This window comes from Methylophilus sp. 42, from assembly GCF_000384155.1.
In the GTDB taxonomy this organism is placed as follows: Bacteria; Pseudomonadota; Gammaproteobacteria; order Burkholderiales; family Methylophilaceae; genus Methylophilus.
Genome location: NZ_KB913031.1, coordinates 2,595,474 through 2,613,217, shown reverse-complemented (window position 1 = coordinate 2,613,217; position 17,744 = coordinate 2,595,474). Strand labels below are relative to the sequence as shown.

The following is a 17,744-nucleotide window of genomic DNA, read 5'->3' as shown; positions in this document are numbered from 1 at the left end:
ACTCTAGGTTACTACAAATCTTACAAGTGATACGCCGTGCGGGTCATCACTTTTGAGGCCAAGCGCATCGCCAGCTTGACCGGGGCAGGTAAGGCGGCACCGCCCAATTGTTCGGCTGTTTGCGCGTGGTGCTCTTCGTCTTCTTTCATCTGAGCGACAATGGCGCGCGAAGCATGATCTTGTGCGGGCAGTTCCTGCAAATGGCTCTGCAAATGTGTTGAGACCTGATGTTCAGTTTCTGCCAAAAAGCCCAGGTTCCATTTGTCTCCCAGCAGGCCTGCCGTAATTCCCAGGCCAAAGCTGGCGCCAAACCACAGGGGGTTCAACAGGCTCTTGCGGCCACCCAACTCCTGCATGCGCTGCTCACACCAGGCCAAATGGTCGACTTCATCCCGTGAGGCTTGTTTCAAGGCTTCCACATTGGCTGGGTCACGCGACACCAGTGCCTGGCCGCTATACAGCGCTTGTGCACAGACTTCACCGACATGATTGATGCGCATCAGTGCTGCCGCATGTTTGCGTTCACTCTCCGTGAGTGCCGAGTCAGCGCCGATGTCGGCTGCCGGATAAGGTCGACTGGCAATGGCCGGGCTAAACACCGTGCGCAGGCCCATGTCCAGCACATGAATGGCTTTATCCAAGCTTAGTGGAGGTAGGCTCAATGGTGGTAAAGTCAACATGTACGCTTCCTTAGAGTGGCGTCTGCTTACCAAGCCTGGCTGGTAAGCAGAACAGGCATCATGGTTTGGCTGTGCTTACTTTAGCAGGTTCTTGCGACTTCTGAACCGGCAAGCCTTTTAACAAGTTCATGGCTTGCGTGAACTGGAAGTCATCTTTGCTGGCTGGTTCAATCGGGCCGCGTGTTTCAGCATGCTTCTCTTCTTTCAGCTTTTCAGCGGCTGCACGAGATTTTGCTTCATCTGCTGCTTTGCTGTCCACATTGCCTTTGGCATCGGTCGGGTTAGACAGGTGACGTTTCAGGTCGGCTTCATGCAAGCTCAGGCTTGGATCAGAACCGTCATCTACCGTGATATCCGGCACAATGCCCTTGGCCTGAATCGAACGGCCGTTAGGGGTAAAGTAACGTGCTGTCGTCAGTTTGATGGCGCTGCCGTTATTCATCGGCAGAATGGTTTGTACTGAACCCTTACCAAAGCTCTGGATACCCATGATGGTGGCGCGCTTATGGTCTTGCAAGGCACCGGCCACAATTTCAGATGCAGAAGCAGAACCAGCGTTAATCAGCACCACGATAGGCACAGACTTGAACTCTTCAGGCAAGTCTTTCAGGTAATCTGATTTGCCGCGACGTGCGTAATCCATCGGCGTTGCATTCAGGCGCATTTTGGAATCGACTACACGTCCTTCTGTGTAAACGACCAGGTCATCTTTAGGTAAAAATGCGGCCGATACACCAACGGCTGCATCCAGCAAACCACCAGGGTTGTTACGCAGGTCGAGTACCAGGCCTTTCAGTGGCGTTTTGTTTTCAGTCTGCAAGCTTTTCAGCGCTTTGGCCAGGTCTTCACCGGTGCGTTCCTGAAACTGTGTGATGCGGACATAGCCATAGCCTTGTTCAATCCATTTGTTTTTCACGCTTTGTGATTTGATAATGGCGCGGGTCAAGGTGAAAGTGAGTGGTTTGTCCTCGCCTTTGCGAATCACCGTCAACACGATTTTAGTGTCTGGCGTACCGCGCATGCGTTTTACAGCATCGTTCAGCGTCAAGCCACGCACCTGGGTGTCATCCAGTTTCATGATCAGGTCACCAGACTTCAGGCCTGCTTTGTAAGCAGGGCTATCTTCAATCGGTGTCACTACTTTGACCAGGCCGTCTTCCATGGCGACTTCAATGCCCAGGCCACCAAACTCACCTTGTGTGCCTGCCTGCAGTTCTTTGTAAGCATCGGCATCCATAAACGTAGAGTGCGGGTCCAGGCCTTGCAGCATGCCGGACAATGCCTCGTTGATCAGTTTTTTGTCTTCTACCGGTTCAACGTAGTCAGATTTAACTTTAGCGAACACTTCGGCAAATACACGCAACTCATCGATAGGCAGTTGCGACACGGAGGTTCTGTCTGCCCAGGCGGAAATGTTGATACTCACCAGGATACCTACAAACACGCCTGCACCCAGCAAGCTGAATTTTTCTAATTTGGAACGCATACCATGCCTTGTGTGATCAATTAAGCGAAGAATATTACTTTAATAAGAGTCAAGTTGCATCTGTTGATGACAGCCTGTTTGCAGAGAGTGGACAGAACGCTGTTAAGTTCATTTTCCGCTATTTCAATAAAATTGACTATACTCTTCACGCAAATAAATGTTTAGAGTGAAATATGCAAAAGCCTATCGTAGAAATTGAGTTTTGTACACAGTGCCGTTGGTTGTTACGCGCCGCCTGGCTGGCGCAGGAGTTGTTGACGACGTTTGATACCGATTTAAAGTCAGTGAGCCTGGTGCCGGGGACCGGCGGTATTCTTGAAGTGCGCTGTGATGGCGCTGTGATTTTTTCCCGCAAAGAAGTCGGGCGTTTTCCCGAGGCTAAAGAATTGAAGCAATTAATCCGCGACCTCATCGATCCGGAGCGCTCGCTGGGGCATAGTGATACGCCAGTGAAGGGCGCAGGCGAGTAAAAACAGGGGATAAACGCGTGCTGTGCAAAGAAGCGTTATTTTGACGCTTCTACTTCCATGCGCTTGGCGCCGTTATAGCGTGTGCTCCAGTAGCGTTCGTCCATGTTTTCGATACGCACCTTGGCACCTGCTCTCGGGGCGTGAATAAACTGATTATTGCCGACGTAGATGCCGACATGCGAAAACGCCGATTTCAAAGTGTTGAAAAATACCAGGTCGCCGGGCTGTAACTCTTCGCGTTTGACGGTATTGCCCATTTCGCTAATGGTGCGTGCCGAGGGTGGCAGGGAAATCTGGGCAGCATGTTTAAATACATATTGTACAAAACCACTGCAATCAAAGCCGGTTTCCGGGCTGCGGCCGCCATATTTATAGTCAACGCCCGTCAGGCTCAGCGCGCGAATCATGATTTCTTCCACTTTTTCTGACCAGGAGCCAGCAATGCCGGACTGGCTTTCCATCACTTGCTCTTGCGAGTAGCTGTAAGCGTTTTGCCAGCGCTTATCATCGCCGGGCGCGGCGACACTTTTGCATTGGCATAACAGCACGCTGACCAGTAAAGCAGCCAGCCGAATAAATGATTTATTCATCACAATCAAGGGCTTGGAATAAGAGGGTTTTTGGCGACACAGAAGTGACTACGGCCTAAACCTTGCCATACTTTAACAGCATGCGCAAGTTTTTTAGCCTTTTTACTGTTGTTGTGACTGCTTTTAACCGATGTATTTCTTGAAAAATGCTTGTCTGATTTATTCTGGCTCGTGGGATAATTAGCGTATGTCTTTACAGCAACAGGTCAGTTCCGCGTTTTTAGAGAATGGGTGTTTGGCGCAAGCCATGCCTGATTTCCGCAGCCGTCCGCAACAGCAGGAAATGGCACAAGCAATTGCTGAAGCCATTGAACAACAACAGCAATTAGTGGCCGAAGCGGGTACAGGTACCGGTAAAACGTATGCTTACCTGGTACCTGCCTTATTGTCTGGTGGTAAGGTGATTATTTCTACCGGCACCAAAACCTTGCAAGACCAGTTGTATCAACGCGACCTGCCCGCAGTGCGCGAAGCACTGAAAGTGCCAGTGACGGTGGCCATGCTTAAAGGCCGCGCCAACTATATCTGCCATTATCACTTGCAACGCGCCAGCCAGGAAGGCCGCTTTCAATCGCGCGAAGATGCGCAATACATTCCCATCCTGCAAAGCTTTGCCGAGAACAGTACAAGTGGCGATAAAGCCGAACTGGTTGAAGTGCCCGAGCAAGCCACGGTGTGGCAACAAGTCACCTCGACACGTGATAACTGCGTCGGCCAGGATTGCCAGTTTTACAAACAATGTTTTGTGATGGAGGCGCGCAAGCAAGCCCTCGCTGCCGATGTGGTGGTAGTCAATCACCACCTGTTTTTTGCTGATGTCATGCTGCGTGATGAAGGTGTCGCCGAGTTGCTGCCCAGCGCCAATACTGTGGTGTTTGACGAAGCGCACCAATTGCCAGAAGTCGCCGGCCTGTTTTTTGGCGAAGATATTTCCACCTCACAATTGATGGACCTGGCGCGTGATAGCCAGATGGCTTACCTGACGCTGGCCAAAGACTGCGTGCCGCTGAGTGAGGCGGTGCCGCCACTGGAAAAAGCCTGCCGTGATTTCAGGTTGGTATTCCAGTTTGAAGGTGCGCGCATGCCGGTGCAGAAAGCGCAATCATTAAAGAACTTTGACGCCGCCTACCAGCGCTTACTGGAGACGTTGAGTGCCTTGACTGCTGTGCTTGAAACGCAGGCAGGCCGCGATCCTTTGCTCGAGAAATGCTGGCAGCGTGGTGAAGCCTTGCTGGCCTTGCTTGAGGCTTGGTTAAAAGGTAATCATGCTAACCTGGTGCGCTGGGTCGAGGTATTTAGCCAAAGTGTGCAATTACACGCGACGCCATTGAGTGTGGCCGATGGTTTTGGCAAACAACTCAACGCGCAGCCGCGCGCCTGGATTTTTACTTCTGCGACGCTGGCGGTGAAAAGTGATTTTACCCACTACCAAGGCCAGATGGGCTTGCTGGCGGCACAGACCAAACATTGGCAAAGCCCGTTTGATTATGGCCAGCAGGCCTTGCTCTACGTGCCCTCCGGCATGCCTGAGCCCAACAGCAGCGCGTACACGGCGGCAGTAGCGGCCATGAGTTTGCCAGTATTGCAAGCCAGCCGCGGTCGTGCCTTTGTGTTATGCACCTCGCTCAAAGCCATGCGCGAAGTGCATGCGCTGCTTAAACAGGCATTTGAAGAGCATGGCCTGGATTATCCTTTGCTCATGCAAGGCGAGAGTAACCGTACCGAGTTGCTGGATAGGTTCCGTGCCCACGGCAACGCCGTGCTGGTCGGCTCGCAAAGCTTCTGGGAAGGCGTCGATGTGCGCGGTGAAGCGCTGTCATGCGTCATCATCGACAAATTGCCGTTTGCACCACCGGATGACCCGGTACTCTCGGCGCGTATCGAAAAAATGAACGCCGAAGGCAAAAATGCCTTTATGGAGTATCAGCTACCTTATGCCGTGATCACGCTCAAGCAAGGTGCCGGGCGCCTGATTCGCGATGAGCAGGATTTCGGTGTGCTGATGATTTGCGATCCGCGCCTGGTCGATAAACCTTACGGGCGCCGTATCTGGCAAAGCCTGCCACCCTTCAGGCGCACACGCGTGCAGCAAGAAGTGGATGACTTTTTTACTTACATCAACAACGCCCTGCAAGCATGATCACGATCGCCGCCCACGAGTACACACTCAGCGCCATACGTGCACAAGGGGCGGGTGGTCAAAACGTCAATAAAGTCTCTTCAGCCATCCATCTGCGCTTTGATATTCACAGCTCTAGCCTGAGTGAAGTGATTAAAGCACGGTTGTTGCATAGCACAGACCAACGCATCACGGCGGAAGGTGTGCTGGTGATCAAAGCCCAGCAATACCGTACGCAAGAGGCCAATAAACGGGATGCGATTGCACGGTTGCATGAGGTTGTACGTGCGGCTAGCCATGTGCATGCGGTGCGCTATGCGACACGGCCGACGCTGGCATCTAAAAAACGGCGGGTAGCGGGCAAGATCCAACGTGGGGTGGTGAAGCAGGGGCGGGGTAGGGTTGTTGGGGATGATTGATAATAAGGTCATTCTTTCTACGCTTATTGGTAAGGCTGCTTTTCGCCTTCTCGGCGAGTTACTTTTCTTTGCTTGCACAAAGAACAAGTAACCAAAAGAAAGTGCACCCCAGCTTCCGCTGTTTCCTTGCGCTACTCGGATTGCCGGGCGTCCATCGAAGCTCGCCCTGACAAGCCACACAGAACGTGGCTTGTTGCGGAGCTCGGGCAGCCGATGGCCGAAGACTCCCGCCAACCCTGCGTTGCTCGGCGCGGCAGATGGGGACCCCGAACACCAAATGAGCGCCATCGTTTAGAAGGTTTAACAAAAGAATCTGGTTTTTGAATCGTCCGAACTAAACCAATGCAAGTTAGATGAGACAAATCCCATCCCATCACGCTGAGTAGCGGAGACAAAATAAGAGTAGAGGGAGCGACTGTTTGAGCACCGCGGCAGCTTGCGTCGTGTGCAAGCTGCTAGGGCGAGTTTCGTTACCGCTTGTTTTGTCGAGCAACGCAAGGAAGCCGGAGGCCGTGATGGCTGGGTGCCCTCTTTTTGGTTACTTTTTTGGGGCAAGCAAAAAAAGTAACTCGCCATCAAGGCGAAATAAAAAAGCCACCAAAACTGGCTAAGCGTTAAGGTGGCTTCTTCGTACATTTGATGAACTCAAAACATGTTCATCCCTGCGTATTACGATCTGTAATCCGCATTAATCTTCACATAATCATAAGAAAAGTCGCAGGTCCACACCGTGGCATCTGCATCGCCACGATTCAACACCACGCGTACCAGAATATCACTTTCCTTCATCACGGCTGCGCCTTGTTCTTCAGCATAGCTCGCTGCACGACCGCCTTTTTCGGCGACCAATACATCACCCAGATATAGCTGCATGGTGTTCACGTCCAGGTCATCAATGCCCGCGTAGCCAATTGCGGCCAAGATGCGGCCCAGATTTGGATCTGAGGCGAAAAAGGCGGTTTTAATCAGCGGCGAGTGGGCGATGGCGTAAGCGACTTTGCGGCATTCTTCTTCATTTTTACCCGCTTCAACCTGGATAGTCATAAACTTGGTGGCGCCTTCACCGTCGCGCACAATGGCTTGTGCCAGTTCTGTTGCGACTTCGGTCAGCGCATCACGCAAGGCTACAAAATCAGCGCTTTGCTCGCTGATGACTGCGTTGCCTGCCTGGCCGGTGGCCATCAGGATCAGGCTGTCGTTGGTGCTGGTGTCGCCATCCACTGTGATGCAGTTAAATGATTTATTCACAGCGTGCTGGATGATGCTGTCGAGTGCGGGCTGGCTAATGGCGGCATCGGTGGCGATATACCCCAGCATGGTGGCCATATTGGGGTGGATCATGCCGGAACCTTTGCTGATGCCGGTAATTGTGACTGCTTTGCCGTCAATGACTAATTGACGTGAAGTACCTTTGGCCACAATGTCGGTGGTCATAATCGCTTCTGCGGCATTTAACCAGTTGTTTTCTTGCAAGTTGTCGACAGCCGGGGCGATGCCTGCCAGCAGTCTTTCCATTGGCAGGGTTTCCAGAATCACGCCGGTGGAGAAGGGCAATACTTGTTCTGGGCTGATGTTGAGTGCCTGTGCGACGCCGATACAGCTGGCGCGTGCGTCATCCAGGCCTTGCTGGCCGGTGCCCGCGTTTGCGCAGCCGGTGTTCACCAGCAGGGCGCGGATGCCTTTGTTATGCTGCAAATGCTGTTTGCAGACCGTCACGGGTGCCGCACAAAAGCGGTTAAGCGTAAACACGCCAGAGACACTACTGCCCTCAGGCACGGTGATGATCAGCACATCTTTGCGGTTGGGTTTGCGAATATGCGCCTGGGCAAAACCCAGTTGTACGCCTTTGACAGGCAGTAATGTTCCGGCAGCAGGGGCAGATAGTTTGACGGGCATCCGTGTTCCTTCAATGTTTCAAAAGAATAATGTTTTTACGCAATTAGGCGCGACGCCAGGTCGTGCCTTGTGGGGTATCTTCCAGAATAATACCGGCATCGGCCAGCTCTTTGCGGATACGGTCAGCTTCAGCGTAGTTTTTTGCTGTTTTGGCAGCAATGCGCGCTGCGATCAGGCTTTCGACGTCGAGCGTGCCGTCGCTTTCGCCTTGCATAAAGCTTTCCGGGTCACGTTGCAACAGGCCGATAATCGCAGCTAATTGTTTCAATAATGCGGCAGTGGCGGCGGATTTGTCTTTGTTTAAGTCGTTGGCGAGTTCAAATAAGACTGCGATGGCTTCTGGTGTATTGAAGTCGTCGTCCATGGCGGCTTTGAATTTGGCGGCCTGTGGCTGATCCCAGTCTATGGCGCTGTCAGCAGCGTCTATGCCACGCAATGCGGTATACAGGCGGGTCAAAGAGGCTTTGGCGTCGTCCAGGTGTTTGTCGGAGTAGTTGAGCGGGCTGCGGTAATGTGCGCGCAGAATGAAGAAGCGCACGACTTCCGGGTCGTATTTTTCCAGTACTTCACGGATGGTGAAGAAGTTGCCCAGTGACTTGGACATTTTTTCGTCATCGACGCGGATAAAACCGTTGTGCATCCAGTAGTTGGCCATGGTGCAGTCATGGGTGGCTTCGGATTGGGCGATTTCGTTTTCGTGGTGCGGGAACTGCAAGTCCTGGCCGCCGCCATGGATATCAAAGTGTGCGCCAAGGTGCGCCGCGCTCATGACTGAGCATTCAATATGCCAGCCTGGGCGGCCATTGCCCCATGGCGATTCCCAGTAAGGTTCGCCCGGTTTCACCGATTTCCATAGTACAAAGTCCAGCGGGTCTTGCTTGAAGGTGTCGACATCGACACGCTCACCTGCACGCAGGTCTTCGAGTGACTTGCCAGAGAGTTTGCCGTAGTCGTTAAAGCTACGCACTTTATAAAACACATCGCCATTGCTGGCCTGGTAGGCAAAGCCTTTTTCTATGAGCTGGCTGATCATGTCCAGCATGCCTTGCACGTGCTCGGTGGCGCGTGGCTCAATGTCGGGGCGGATAATGCCGAGTTTGGCCGAGTCTTCATCCATTGCGGTAATAAAACGCTGCGTCAGGCTTTGGATGCTTTCGTTGTTTTCATTGGCACGTTTGATGATTTTGTCGTCAATATCGGTGATGTTGCGCACGTAAGTCACTTTATAGCCGCTGGTGCGAAACCAGCGTGCCACCATGTCAAACACCACCATGACGCGTGCGTGGCCCAGATGGCAAAAGTCATATACGGTCATGCCGCAAACGTACATGCTGACGGTTTTTTCTGTGATGGGCTGGAAGACTTGTTTGCTGCGGGAGAGGGTGTTGTGTAGTTTTAACATGCTAACGAAATGTAAAAAGGATGAAGGCGTGATAAAATTAGCAGAAATATTGTAGTGTTTAATTTATGTTAACACGTGTGGTGCTTGTTGTTTTTGCGTCGGCGAGGGTTGCCATTGCTTGATTGTTTGTTGTCAGGTAAACCACGCAGGACACAAATTGGTGCTGAATCATCGTGTAATAATCACCTAAATACGCACTGTCTCTTGTACAATCCAAGTATAACATACTGCTAAAAATCAACGATTGCTCAGGTAATAAACTCATGAACGCAACATTAAAAAAATCTTTGCTGGTATTGGCTGTCCTTTTAAGTCAGGTCGCCTTGTCTCATTCTGTTTTGGCGGGCCAAACCAATGTGGAACTGCGTGAAATTAACCAGCTGTCCGAGCAGGGCAACCAGGCGGCCGCTTTGGAGCGTGTGAATAATTATCTGTCTGCCAACCCTAAAAACGCTGAAGCCATGTTTATGCGTGGCGTGATTCTGGTAGAACTGGGTAAGCGCGATGAGGCGATCAAGTCATTTACCGAACTCACTGAAAAATACCCTAACTTGCCTGAGCCTTATAACAATCTGGCCGTGCTGTATGCGGATCAAGGTCAGTATGATAAAGCCAGAAAAGCGCTGGAATCTGCGATCAAAACGCATCCTAGCTACGCCACTGCGCATGAGAATCTGGGCGATATTTATGCGCGCCTGGCCTCAGAAGCTTACGACAAGGCGTTGAAGCTAGATACCTCCAATAGTCGTGCGCAAAGCAAGCTGGCCATGATTACCGATTTGTTTGGTGGCAAGCGTACTGTGGCGCGTACTACAGCGACTGTACCGCCAGCAGCAGCACCTGTAGTCACGCCGCCCGCCAATACAGCGTCAGTGAATCCGCCTGCTGCGCCACCTTCAGCAGCGCAGCCATCGACACCGCCAACGGTTACGCCACCTGTGGTCGCTGAGGCCAAAAAACCAGCGGTGGTTGAATCCAAGCCTGTGGAAGCAAAGCCAGCCACTGATCACCAGGAGCGTGTTGTGCTGGATGCTGTGAATGCCTGGGCAGATGCGTGGGCAGCACAAAATGTAGACAAGTATCTGGATAGCTACGCCAAAGACTTTAAAACACCAGCAGGTGAATCACGCAAGCAGTGGGAGTCTACCCGTCGTGATCGCGTCAGCCGCCCAAGCAAGATTTCAGTCAAGCTGAGTAATCTGGCAGTCAAAATCGAGAGTGATAGTGCAGCCAAAGTGACCTTCCGTCAGGCCTATAAAGCCACTGGTCTGGATGCAAACTCGAACAAAACACTGAATCTAGTGAAAGAGGGCGGTCGCTGGTTAATTCAGCAAGAGCGCGTCGGTAAGTTCTAAAGTTGTTCTAAGCTAAATAAGCATGCGCTGTTCGACGGCGCGCCTTTAAAATCGCTAAATAAGGGGCGAATTTGGCTGGTTAAGCGCGCAAGATTTTAATTAAACAAATGTATAATATCGGTATGAGGAGTTTAAGAAAGTACTGCTATATTGCGTTTGTCAGTGCTGCGTTATTGCCTTGGAATGCAACCGCGGTTAACCATGAAGCGTTAACTGCGCGTTTGTTCGTCCAAAATAAAAACACCAATGCGGTTGAGCGCATGTTGGTGCAAACTCTGCAATCGATTAAAGAAGGCCGTTTGCAACAGGCGCTGGATTATGTTGACCAGTTGCTGACGATCTCTCCCAACTTTGCCCTTGCCCATCTGATTCATGGCGATTTGCTTTCTGCCAAAGCCAGGATTTTAAATAATTTTGGTGATGCTAATACGGCAGATGTCACCCGCATTCAGGATTTCAAAGAAGAAGCTGAAATCCGTATCCGCAATTATTTTGACCGTAACCGTGGCTTGACCCAGCCCAATATGCTGGTGGAGTTGTCAGAAAAGCAAAGCCACGTCCTGTTTGTCGATACCGCGCGCTCACGCCTGTATGTCTATGAAAAGGGGCAGGGCGATGTGTTGCGCTATGTCGCTGATTATTATGTCACTATCGGTAAAAACGGTATCGGCAAAAAAGACCAGGGTGACAAGCGTACGCCAATAGGCGTTTATTTTGCCTCGCGTAAACTTAATCGCCCCTTGCCGGACTTGTATGGCGATGCAGCGTATCCGCTCAATTATCCAAACGAGATTGACAGTTACGAGCGCAAAACCGGTTCCGGTATCTGGATACATGGCACGCCCAGGGATACTTACAGCCGTCCGCCACGCGCCAGTGATGGTTGTGTGGTGTTGTCTAACCCGGACATGAAAGCGTTGCAAGAAGTGTTGCAGGCAGGCAATACGCCGGTCGTGATTGGTGTCAATTTTCAGTGGGTGAATCCAGATTCTGTGCGTCATCAGGACCGTCACAAAGCAGATCTTAAATCTGCGATCGAACAGTGGCGTAAAGACTGGGCTTCGCAAAATACCGATGCTTACCTGTCTCATTACACCAGCGACTTCTTCTATTCTGAAGGTGATTTGTCCAGATGGACGAGTTACAAGCGCCAGATTCAGGCGGCTAAGCCCAAGGTGAGCGTCAACTTGTCTGAGGTGAGCATGTTCACTTATCCGAACTCCAAGCGCAACATGGTGGTCGTAGATTTTGAGCAGGAATATGTGAGCGCTGCATTACGTAATGTCATGAAAAAACGACAATACTGGGTGCAGGAGAATGGTGAATGGAAAATTTTGTACGAAGGATCAGCGTGATGCGTGTGTTGTCTTGGATATTAGGGTGTTGCTTGTTGGCCGCAGTGGGTGTGGCAAATGCGGCAACGCAAGTACTGTTTGAAACCAATCAGGGTAATTTTGCGGTTGAGGTGTATGCGGACAAAGCGCCTAAAACGGTGGAAAACTTTTTGCAATATGTGAAAGACGGTTTTTATACCAATACCATTTTTCACCGTGTGATTGGCCGTTTCATGATCCAGGGCGGTGGCTTTGATCGCGAGCTGACAGAAAAACCAACCCGCGCACCGGTTATCAATGAAGCCGGTAATGGCCTGGTCAATCAGACCGGCACCATCGCCATGGCGCGTACGCAAGATCCTAACTCAGCCACTGCGCAATTTTTTGTCAATGTCGCTGACAACCAGTTTCTGGATTACAGCAGTCCAGAACCAGACAGAATCGGTTACTGTGTGTTTGGTAAAGTGGTGTCTGGTATGGACGTGGTGTTTAAAATCAGCAATTTGCCTACTGGCAACCAACGCGGCTTTTCCGATGTGCCGATTCGGTCGGTCATCATTAAACGTGCAACGATAGTGACTAGCAAGTAACGGTTAGTAAATAACTATCATCATCCTCAATAAACGGAGAATATTTTGGTCAAACTGACTACCAATTTTGGCGATATTACGATTGAACTCAACGCAGAAAAAGCCCCGATTACCGTGGCTAACTTTTTGAGCTACGTTGAAAAAGGGTTTTATGATGGCGTGATTTTTCATCGCGTGATTAACGACTTCATGATCCAGGGTGGCGGTTTTGACACCAACATGAAGCAAAAAGCGACCGACGCAACCATCAAAAACGAGGCTGACAATGGCTTGTCTAACGACAAATACACCTTGGCCATGGCGCGTACCATGGTGCCGGACTCAGCGTCTGCACAATTCTTTATCAACGTGAAAGATAACGACTTCCTCAACTTTACTGCACCGACCAGCCAGGGTTGGGGTTACTGTGTCTTCGGTAAAGTGGTTGAAGGCATGGACGTGATCGACAAGATCAAAGCCGTACCAACGACCAATCGCGCTGGCCACCAGGATGTGCCAGTGGAACCAGTGATCATTGAAAAAGCCGTTGTGGTTGCCTAAGGCATGACCACATGGATCATTTCTGATCTGCACTTATGTGCGCAAAGGCCTGCGGTAACGCAGGCTTTTTTGCATTGGCTGCGGACGGAAGTTACGACGGCTGAAGCGCTGTATATCCTCGGTGATTTTGTTGAAGTGTGGGTGGGCGATGATATTCTCGCTGACCCGCAGCACGGCGCGGAGTTTGCGCCAATTGTGCAAGCGTTACGTGCGATCTCGGACCAGGGCGTGAAGTTATACTTTATGCATGGCAACCGTGATTTCTTAATTGGCCAAGGTTTTGCGCAAGCCAGTGGCTTGCAATTGTTGCCTGATCCAACCTTGCTGACATTAGGCGAAACACGCATTCTTTTGAGCCATGGTGATGCCTTGTGTACCGACGATGTGGCTTACCAGCAGTTCCGCAGCCAGGTACGCACACCGCAATGGCAGCAGGCTTTTCTCGCACAGCCGCTCCCCGCCCGACTGGCCTTTGCCGAACAGGCACGTCAGCAAAGTACACAAAATAAAAGCAAGTATGGCATGGATATCATGGATGTGAATCCAGAAGCGGTGGCCGCCTTGCTGCGTGAATATGATTACCCGGACGTGTTATTACATGGTCATACGCATAGACCTGGCCGCCATCGGCTGGAGATTGATGGCCATGCCTGCGAACGTATGGTGCTGGGTGACTGGCATGATCACGCCGTGTGCGCATGTTGGGATCAGCATGGCTTACAGTCATATACCTTGCTGCTGACTTAGTTTTTGCCATTGATTTAGCCGAGCTCAAATGGCTTGTGTGGCAATAGGGCAGAAAAAGCGCAATTTAGGGATTTAATTCCTGTTATGACGGGTCGAACCGGGGTGTTAAGCTTGTCACTGGATGGCAGATATTGCTTTTCAATGATCAATTTATGCCACTGGTTTTGTACTGTAAGTGTTAGCCGTTTTTAGATTCTGCCTCATGTTTGAAAATCGTTTTTGGTTTGGAAATTGTTTTTAATGCTGCCAGGACTTTCCACTCACCGCGAACGCATTCTTTTTAGTCTGGCCTTGGTGTTGATCTACATCATCACCGGCAAGCTGGGCTTGATGCTGGCCGTCCCCCCAGGGTATGCCTCCGCCATGTTTCCGCCCGCTGGTATCGCGATTGCGGTGACCTTTATTGTTGGGCAGCGCGTACTGCCTGCGATTTTTTGCGGATCGTTGATACTCAACTTGTGGGTCGGTTACAGCGCCAGCCATCATTTCAGCCGGATCGGGCTGACAGTCGCACTGTTGATTGCAGTCGCTTCCACACTACAAGCATTATGCGGCGGCACATGGCTGCGGCGTAAGATTTCCTATCCCACCACACTGGATGCGCCCAGAGAAGTCATTTACTTTTTGCTCTATGCGCCACTGATTTGCCTGGTTAGTGCCAGCCTGTCAGTTGCCGGTTTATTCACGCTAGGCTTGGTCGATCAGCATAGCGTTTTAACCAGTTGGCTGTCGTGGTGGGTGGGCGATTTTCTGGGGCTGATGGTGATGTTGCCATTGACGCTGGTGGCTCTTGGTCAACCGCGGCGATTGTGGCGAAAACGCCTGCACACGGTAGCAGTACCCATGCTGATATTGTTTGCCTTGCTGGTGTTGGCTTTTATTACGGCCAGTAAATGGGAACGCAAGGAGTCGCTGATCGAGTTTGAGAGCCTCGCCAGCCAATTATCCGAGCAACTGCGTGTGCGGCTGGAGTCGCAAGAGGCCGTGTTGGCGCAAATTAGTGCCTTGTTTACCTATCAGCAGTCCGATGTGAGTCAGCAGGATTTTCACAATTTTGTCAAAGTGACGCTGGACAAATACCCGATGATTTATGCGCTAGAGTGGGTGCCTAGGGTGAGTCACGCCAAGCGTGATAGTTTTATCGCTGAGATGCAATTAGAGTTCCCTGGGTTTGAGATCAAGCAACCAGACGCAGGCAACCGATGGCAGAGTGCCAAGGCACGCTCCTATTATTTTCCATTGACCTACATTGAGCCAGCCACTGTGCAGTCGCAGCGCGTGATCGGTTTTGATTTGGCTTCGCTGGATAATCGTAAAATCACCATCTTGCAAGCATTTAAACAAAACCGGGCAGTGGTGACTTCGCCAATCAAACTCTACCTCAGCTCTGGCCGCGAGGATGGTCTGCTGTTGATGTATCCCGTGCACGGACACCGCTATGATGGTGTCGTGCAAACGGTACTGGTTTCCAAAGACTTTTTTGGCGCATTATTCTCCCAGTCGCAATCACTGCTGAATGTACGTTTGGTTGAAAAAGAAAGCCAGGCGGTGGTCTATGGCACGACAACAGGTCAATCGTCTGATATTGTCTTTAGTCGTGACTTCAGGTTTGGCGACAAGCATTACCGGCTAGACCTCTCACCCTCTGCCCGTTATTACGCCGAGCATCGAGGCTGGCAAAGCTGGAGCATGCTGGCGGTGGGTATCTTCTGTACCGGGTTGGTCGGGGCCATTTTGTTGATGGGTACTGGCTATACGGCCAGGGTGGTCGCGCAGGTGAATGAAAAAACCCTGGCGCTTAAGGAGAGTGCCGCCAGGTTCCAGGAGATCACCGATACTTTGGGTGAGGGTATCTATGTGACGGATATGTCTGGCTTGATCACGTTTATCAATCCAGAGGCATTACGCCTGTTGAATTGGCGCAAGCGCGATTTGATGGGGAAAAGCGCGCATGCCCTGTTCCATTATAAAAAGGCAGATCACTCGCATTATGCCGAGCACGAGTGCTTGCTATGTAATGTCATGAGTAGTGTGCAATCGGTGAAAACTTCGGACGAAGTGCTCTGGCGACGGGACGGTCAGCCTATTCATATTGATGTGACCTCGGTGCCGATTATTCGCGATCAACAAGTCTGCGGTGCTGTGGTTGTGTTTGATGATATCAGTAGCCGCAAAAAGACAGAGTCAGCGTTACGCGCCAGTGAAAAAAGCTTCCGCGAGATTATGGAGTTTGCGCCGATTGGTATGGCAATTGTGTCGCTGAACGGCCGCTTCACCAAGGTCAATCAGGCCTTGTGCAATATTGTAGGTTATACCAACGAGGCCCTCGTGGCGACGACATTCCAGGAAATCACCCATGCCGATGATCTGGCTAAGGATCTGGAATATGTGCAGCAACTGCTAGATGGCAAAATAAACGCCTATCAGATGGAAAAACGTTATATCCGTCGCGATCAAGCCGTGGTGTGGGTGCAATTGTCGGTGTCTATTTTTCGCGATGATGAGGATGCGCCGCAATATTTTATTGCCCAGATCGAAGATATTACGGCACGTAAGCATCAGTATGACGAAGTTACACAAGAAGCTTATTTTGATGCACTGACTGGCCTGCCCAATCGTCGGATGTTACTCAGCAGGTTGCATCAGGTGCATGCACGCTTGCCGCATGCGAAACAGGCTGCGGCCTTGCTGTTCCTGGATATTGACCATTTCAAGCAGATTAACGATACGCTCGGCCATGATGTAGGCGATGTGATTTTAAAAGAGGTCTCCACGCGACTGCAGGGCTGTTTGCGGCAAAGTGATACGGTGTCCAGGCTGGGCGGGGACGAGTTCGTGATGCTGCTGCCAGAACTCACGCAGCGTGACGATGCAGAGCATGTAGCGCAAAAGATCCTGAATAGCTTTGTATTGCCGGTGCAAGTGAATGAACGCAGTATTCATATTGGCGTGAGTGTTGGGGTGGCTGTTTGTGCCGCAGGGGCGCAGGTCACGGTGACTGAGTGGATGAAGCAGGCCGATATCGCCATGTATGAAGCCAAAGGCGCCGGGCGCAATGGCTACCACGTCTATTCTGAATAACAGCCCGTGCTCATACGCTGCGCAATAAAAAAGCCCTGTATGCAGGGCTTTTTTATTGCTGGTTAAATAGGGTTAGGCGTTTAGCGCTTAAACTCGTGCGGTCTGACTTGCGCAGCAATTTTATCCAGTACACCATTGATGTACTTATGGCCATCAATGCCGCCGTAGGCTTTGGCCAACTCCACACCTTCGTTAATGGCAACGCGGTAGGGGATGCTGATATCAAACATCAACTCATAGCCGGAGATGCGCAAAATGGCATGCTCGATCGGGCTCAGTTCTTCCAGCTGGCGGTCAATAAACTGGCTGATCATGGCATCAATGTCGGTCGTGTGATCGAGCACGCCAGTGAGCAATTGCTTGAAATACGTTTCGTCGGCTTTGAAGTAATCAGGGTCATCCAGGCTGTCCAGGCGCAGTTGCTTCACATCACCGGCATTCATGCGGTTGCGGTAGAGCGCTTTCAGTGCCAGTTCGCGTGATTTGCGGCGGTTTTTGCTGCCTTTGCTTTTGGCTGGCGCAGCTTTTTCCTGGCTCACCGCTGCTTTATCTTCACTCATAGTGCGCTCACTAAGTTCGCCATTTCAATGGCAGCTTGGGCGGCTTCGGCGCCTTTTACCACTACGCGCACTTCAGCTTGCTCATCGTTCTCTGTGGTGAGGATTGCATTGGCAACTGGCACGCCTGTATCGCGTTGTACTTCTGAAATACCACGTGCAGACTCATTGGAAACCACTTCGAAGTGGTAAGTCTCACCACGGATAATGGCACCCAGCGCGATCAAGGCATCATATTTTTCAGTCATGGCCATGTGCAATAGCACCAGAGGGGTTTCCAGCGCACCTGGTACGGTGGCGAGGGTGATGTCTTCAGCGTTGACGCCCAGTTTGAGCAGTTCCTGTTCGCAGGCTTGCAACAAGCCTGCGCCAATGTTTTCATTAAAACGGGAGAGAACGATACCGATTTTCTTACCGTTACCGTCCAGGTTTTGAGCAATTTTGTTCACTTGTGCGTCCGTGGGTTAAAACATAAAGC

16 protein-coding genes are annotated in these 17,744 nt (G+C 51.2%); 9 read left to right on the top strand and 7 right to left on the bottom strand.

Going from position 1 to position 17,744, the window contains the following annotated elements; all coding sequences use genetic code 11:
- Positions 1-20 precede the first annotated feature (20 nt).
- Positions 21-680 (bottom strand): 2-polyprenyl-3-methyl-6-methoxy-1,4-benzoquinone monooxygenase, encoded by a 660-nt coding sequence (gene coq7, locus MET42_RS0112455; RefSeq protein WP_019883380.1) that lies wholly within the window; start codon positions 678-680, stop codon positions 21-23.
- A 58-nt stretch (positions 681-738) separates the two neighbouring features.
- Positions 739-2,166, bottom strand: a complete 1,428-nt coding sequence (locus tag MET42_RS0112450) for a S41 family peptidase (RefSeq protein ID WP_019883378.1) — start codon at positions 2,164-2,166, stop codon at positions 739-741.
- A 173-nt stretch (positions 2,167-2,339) separates the two neighbouring features.
- Here MET42_RS0112450 and MET42_RS0112445 point away from each other — a divergent pair, with 173 nt between their 5' ends.
- A complete protein-coding gene (locus tag MET42_RS0112445) occupies positions 2,340-2,636 on the top strand; it encodes a SelT/SelW/SelH family protein (RefSeq protein ID WP_019883376.1) in 297 nt (98 codons plus the stop codon).
- Positions 2,637-2,671: 35 nt separating this feature from the next.
- On the opposite strand, the gene MET42_RS0112440 is transcribed toward MET42_RS0112445, so the two are convergent.
- Complete coding sequence (locus MET42_RS0112440; RefSeq protein ID WP_019883375.1) at positions 2,672-3,226, bottom strand: C40 family peptidase; 555 nt, start codon at positions 3,224-3,226, stop codon at positions 2,672-2,674.
- A gap of 187 nt (positions 3,227-3,413) precedes the next feature.
- Here MET42_RS0112440 and MET42_RS0112435 point away from each other — a divergent pair, with 187 nt between their 5' ends.
- Together MET42_RS0112435 and arfB are read left to right on the top strand one after the other, a co-directional pair.
- Positions 3,414-5,366 carry an ATP-dependent DNA helicase gene (locus MET42_RS0112435; RefSeq protein WP_019883374.1) on the top strand — a complete coding sequence of 651 codons (1,953 nt, stop codon included), beginning with the start codon at positions 3,414-3,416 and terminating at the stop codon, positions 5,364-5,366.
- Positions 5,363-5,764 (top strand): alternative ribosome rescue aminoacyl-tRNA hydrolase ArfB, encoded by a 402-nt coding sequence (gene arfB, locus MET42_RS0112430; protein WP_019883373.1) that lies wholly within the window; start codon positions 5,363-5,365, stop codon positions 5,762-5,764. Before MET42_RS0112435 ends, arfB begins: the two co-directional genes overlap by 4 nt.
- Before the next feature lie 669 nt (positions 5,765-6,433).
- Here arfB and argJ read toward each other — a convergent pair.
- Positions 6,434-7,660: a bifunctional glutamate N-acetyltransferase/amino-acid acetyltransferase ArgJ gene (gene argJ, locus MET42_RS0112420; protein WP_019883371.1), complete on the bottom strand. Its 1,227-nt coding sequence runs from the start codon at positions 7,658-7,660 to the stop codon at positions 6,434-6,436.
- A 43-nt stretch (positions 7,661-7,703) separates the two neighbouring features.
- Positions 7,704-9,062 (bottom strand): cysteine--tRNA ligase, encoded by a 1,359-nt coding sequence (gene cysS / locus MET42_RS0112415; protein WP_029512439.1) that lies wholly within the window; start codon positions 9,060-9,062, stop codon positions 7,704-7,706.
- A gap of 263 nt (positions 9,063-9,325) precedes the next feature.
- Between cysS and MET42_RS0112410 the strand changes: the two genes are divergently transcribed.
- The 6 genes from MET42_RS0112410 (at position 9,326) to MET42_RS0112385 (ending at position 16,709) form a co-directional block, all read left to right on the top strand.
- Entirely contained in the window at positions 9,326-10,417 is a 1,092-nt protein-coding gene (locus MET42_RS0112410) for a tetratricopeptide repeat protein (protein WP_019883368.1), read from the top strand.
- 107 nt (positions 10,418-10,524) lie between these two features.
- Positions 10,525-11,772 (top strand): L,D-transpeptidase family protein, encoded by a 1,248-nt coding sequence (locus MET42_RS0112405; RefSeq protein ID WP_019883367.1) that lies wholly within the window; start codon positions 10,525-10,527, stop codon positions 11,770-11,772.
- Entirely contained in the window at positions 11,772-12,341 is a 570-nt protein-coding gene (locus tag MET42_RS0112400; protein WP_019883365.1) for a peptidylprolyl isomerase, read from the top strand. The genes MET42_RS0112405 and MET42_RS0112400 overlap by 1 nt, the downstream gene beginning before the upstream one ends.
- A 45-nt stretch (positions 12,342-12,386) precedes the next feature.
- A complete protein-coding gene (locus MET42_RS0112395) occupies positions 12,387-12,881 on the top strand; it encodes a peptidylprolyl isomerase (RefSeq protein ID WP_019883364.1) in 495 nt (164 codons plus the stop codon).
- 3 nt (positions 12,882-12,884) lie between these two features.
- Entirely contained in the window at positions 12,885-13,628 is a 744-nt protein-coding gene (locus MET42_RS0112390; RefSeq protein WP_019883363.1) for a UDP-2,3-diacylglucosamine diphosphatase, read from the top strand.
- 240 nt (positions 13,629-13,868) lie between these two features.
- On the top strand, positions 13,869-16,709 hold the full coding sequence (locus MET42_RS0112385; RefSeq protein ID WP_019883362.1) for a diguanylate cyclase domain-containing protein: 2,841 nt from the start codon (positions 13,869-13,871) through the stop codon (positions 16,707-16,709).
- A gap of 80 nt (positions 16,710-16,789) precedes the next feature.
- Here MET42_RS0112385 and nusB read toward each other — a convergent pair whose 3' ends face one another.
- Positions 16,790-17,269 carry a transcription antitermination factor NusB gene (gene nusB, locus MET42_RS0112380; protein WP_019883361.1) on the bottom strand — a complete coding sequence of 160 codons (480 nt, stop codon included), beginning with the start codon at positions 17,267-17,269 and terminating at the stop codon, positions 16,790-16,792.
- Positions 17,266-17,715: a 6,7-dimethyl-8-ribityllumazine synthase gene (gene ribH / locus MET42_RS0112375; protein WP_019883360.1), complete on the bottom strand. Its 450-nt coding sequence runs from the start codon at positions 17,713-17,715 to the stop codon at positions 17,266-17,268. The genes nusB and ribH overlap by 4 nt, the downstream gene beginning before the upstream one ends.
- Positions 17,716-17,744 lie beyond the last annotated feature (29 nt).